Below are 2,925 nucleotides of genomic sequence, written 5' to 3' on the forward strand. Positions count from 1 at the left end.
GGATCAGCCGCAGACGCCCGCTGCACAAGCGCGTAGTATCGCTGCCAGCCACAAATATGGTTTGAGGCCGGACATGCTGCTACGCCCTTCCCTGCTTCCCGCCCTGGCCGTTTTCGCGGTCGCTGCGCGCCATCAGAACTTCGCCCAGGCCGCGCAGGAACTGCATCTGACCGCCAGCGCGGTCAGCCACCATGTGCGGCGCCTGGAAGAGGTGCTGGCCACGCGCCTGTTCCTGCGCCATGCACGCGGGGTACGCCTGACCGCCGAAGGCCGGCAGTTGGCCGACGCCGCCAGCGCGGCGTTCACCGATGTCGCCGCCGTCGCCCACCATCTGCAGCCGGACGCGGACAGCGTGCCGCTGCGGATCGCGACGCTGCGCTCGCTGTCGTACTGCTGGCTGCTGCCACGGCTACCGCGTTTCACCCAGGCCCATCCACACATCCGCATCGAGCTSCACACCGGCAGTGGCCTGGACCGTTACGACGAGAACGGCCCGGAGGTCGGCATCCGCTACGGACTGGGCCAATGGCCCGGACTGCATGCGCAGCACCTGATGGACGACAACCTGTTTCCCGTCGCGTCCCCCGCGCTGCCGGGAGTCGAAGTACTGCAGGACCCGGCACGCATCGCCGAGCTGCCGCTGCTGAGCGATCTGTCACCACAAGGCTGGCGCGATTGGTTCCGCCATGCCGGCGTGCGTCCGCCGTCACCGTTGCCGGCGATGCACACCTTTGCCGACAGTACCGACGCGATGCGCGCGGCGGTGTACGGCATGGGCGCGGTGCTGGCGCGTACCCACGTCGCCCAGCCGTACCTGCAGCGCTATGAGCTGGTRCGCCTGCCYGGCCCYGCACTSAAGGCRCGCTAYGCCTATTACGTGGTGCATGCCGAAGGGCGGCCGCCCAGCCCCGCCGCAAGGCTGTTCATCGACTGGCTGCTGGGCCAGGCAGCGGATGAGCGCACGCCGGTGCCGGCGTTGCCAGACAGCCTGCTGGGCCGACCGAGCACACCCGGCTGACTGCGCCCTCACCCGATCTTTGCCCAGCGCTGGCTAGGCTGCAGGCGAACCCCACAACGTGCTTCCGCCATGGCCCTGCTGCGACTGAGAATTACCGGAACCGAAGATGATGCCCGCGCGATCAGCGACCTGCTGCTCGGCCTGGAAGGCATCGAACACGTCGAAGAGACCGACGACCTGATGCCGCACATGGACGACGATGACTCCAGCTCGGCCGGCCTGTCCGACGACATCGGCCCGGGCACCCACGAACTGGAAGTGGAAGTAGGCAACGAGAGCACCGCGCAGAAAGTGCGCGATGCGGTGCAGGAACTGGCACTGGAACTGGATGTGTTCGTCGAATACGAGACCGACGAAGGCTGAGCGTCCGCCGGGCATGGCCCGGCGCTACCCGATGCTCGAGGCACGTCGGTAACGCCGGGCCATGCGCCGTCTGTTCCGGTAGCGCCGGGCCATGCCCGGCGAATACGCGGCGCAGTTCGATCAGGGCTTGCGGCGTCGGCGACGGCACGGATCAGGAACGCCACGCTGGTGCTGAGAATGCTGCCCGACTCGCTCAGGGCTTCGCCGATCTCGCTGCGGCTGCGCTGGCCGGACGTCGTGTCGAAGTGCAGGGTCACCAGCTGGGTATCAATGCGCCTGCGCTGCTGGGCGGCGTCCTTGTTGGCCTGCTCCACCCCCGCCTCGATCTCCGACAGGCGCGTAGTGATCGCCATCAGATCCTCGATCTTCAGATCGCCGCGGTCCTGGTAGGACAGCAGCCGCGCGTGCTCCTTCTCCAGCCGAGCCCTGGTCAGCGCGGTGTCGGCCACCTGCTGGGCCAGGTCCTCGGCACGCGTGTTGCGCGCCTGCAGCGTGCCGCCCTCGCCGGCCAGGCCGATCAGCGATTCCACGCCCTTCGGCGCGATGCGTACCTTGACTTCGCCACTGGGCTGTTCGCCACTGCGCTGATCCACCTGCAGCACCGCGCACTCACCGAACTTTGCGTTCTGGCACGCCTGTGCGACCTGCTGGATGCGCGGGGCGATCTGCGCTGCTTCCAGCTGCACCTGCACATCGTGCTCGTAGGCCAGGAAAGCGCCTTCCGGCGAAGCGACAGCGGCATCGGCATCGGCAGCGACTGCGCCGGCCTCCTGCGCTCGCTCACCGTTCTTGGCACAGGCCGCCAGCGCCAGCAGCAATGCCGGCACGATAACCACGCGCGTCCACACGCGAGGCGCCGTCATCGCGAGGCTCCGTCGAACGCGGTGATCGACAGCCCACCCAGCTCGACCTGTGGCAGGCAGCGCACGTTGATCGCCACCATCGGCTGGCCACTGCGCGGGTCCACCGCCTCGCTGTACGGCGCGGTGCCGCACTCGCGGCAGTGATGGTGATCAATGTTATGGGTGTTGAACTGGTAGGTCGCCACGTCGGCGATATCGGTGCCCAGCTGGAACGCCTCGCGCGGGGCGAACCAGAGCAGGCTGCCGCGGCGGCGGCACATCGAACAGTTGCAGTCGATGACGTCCTTGATGGGGGCGTCGGCCTGCACGGTGAATGCGATCCTGCCGCAATGGCAGCTTCCCTGGTATTCCATGTCCCGCGCTCCGCTGGAGAGTCCTTGTATGCGCCCATGGTAATCCTATGGCACGGGGACAAAGCAGCCCTGGGGGCCTATGCTCGAGGATTGACCCCGTACAGGAATGCCGATGCGCCCGCATCTTCTTGCCCTCGCCCTCGCCGCCGCCCTCGCCGGTTGCCAGCCGGCCGATGCCCCGACCAGCGGTTCCACCCCGGCCGCCAGCCAGCAGGCCGGAGATGCGGCGGTCGACGCCGCCTTCGCCGACCTGTCCAAGCGTGCCCTGGATACCTGGATGCAGCTGTCCCCGGTCAGCGCCACCCAGATCGGCGACCACCGCTATGAC

3 protein-coding genes and 2 pseudogenes are annotated in these 2,925 nt (G+C 68.0%); 3 read left to right on the plus strand and 2 right to left on the minus strand.

Annotation, left to right across the window (positions count from 1 at the left end; genetic code table 11):
• The first annotated feature begins 73 nt into the window (after window positions 1–73).
• Both AC1VAN_RS21420 and AC1VAN_RS21425 read left to right on the plus strand, forming a co-directional pair.
• Window positions 74–1,018, plus strand: coding sequence for a LysR substrate-binding domain-containing protein (locus AC1VAN_RS21420; RefSeq protein ID WP_049466285.1), 945 nt, complete (start codon window positions 74–76; stop codon window positions 1,016–1,018).
• A 69-nt stretch (window positions 1,019–1,087) separates the two neighbouring features.
• Complete coding sequence (locus AC1VAN_RS21425; RefSeq protein WP_025877698.1) at window positions 1,088–1,381, plus strand: hypothetical protein; 294 nt, start codon at window positions 1,088–1,090, stop codon at window positions 1,379–1,381.
• A 137-nt stretch (window positions 1,382–1,518) separates the two neighbouring features.
• Here the strand turns inward: AC1VAN_RS21425 and AC1VAN_RS21430 are convergent.
• Together AC1VAN_RS21430 and AC1VAN_RS21435 are read right to left on the minus strand one after the other, a co-directional pair.
• Window positions 1,519–2,244 (minus strand): annotated as a pseudogene (locus tag AC1VAN_RS21430) (DUF4349 domain-containing protein); the annotation flags it as partial.
• A complete protein-coding gene (locus AC1VAN_RS21435) occupies window positions 2,241–2,597 on the minus strand; it encodes a GFA family protein (RefSeq protein ID WP_099783365.1) in 357 nt (118 codons plus the stop codon). The pseudogene AC1VAN_RS21430 and the gene AC1VAN_RS21435, both read right to left, overlap by 4 nt.
• A gap of 112 nt (window positions 2,598–2,709) precedes the next feature.
• On the opposite strand from AC1VAN_RS21435, the pseudogene AC1VAN_RS21440 reads away from it, so the two are divergent.
• A pseudogene (locus tag AC1VAN_RS21440) lies at window positions 2,710–2,925 on the plus strand (DUF885 domain-containing protein); the annotation flags it as partial.

This window comes from Stenotrophomonas sp. 05L44_2 (assembly GCF_056665995.1).

Excerpts from the sequence above, each read along its gene's own strand:
- AC1VAN_RS21425 (WP_025877698.1), top strand. The coding sequence starts at position 1,088 with ATGGCCCTGCTGCGACTGAGAATTACCGGAACCGAAGATGATGCCCGC.
- AC1VAN_RS21435 (WP_099783365.1), bottom strand. The coding sequence starts at position 2,597 with ATGGAATACCAGGGAAGCTGCCATTGCGGCAGGATCGCATTCACCGTG.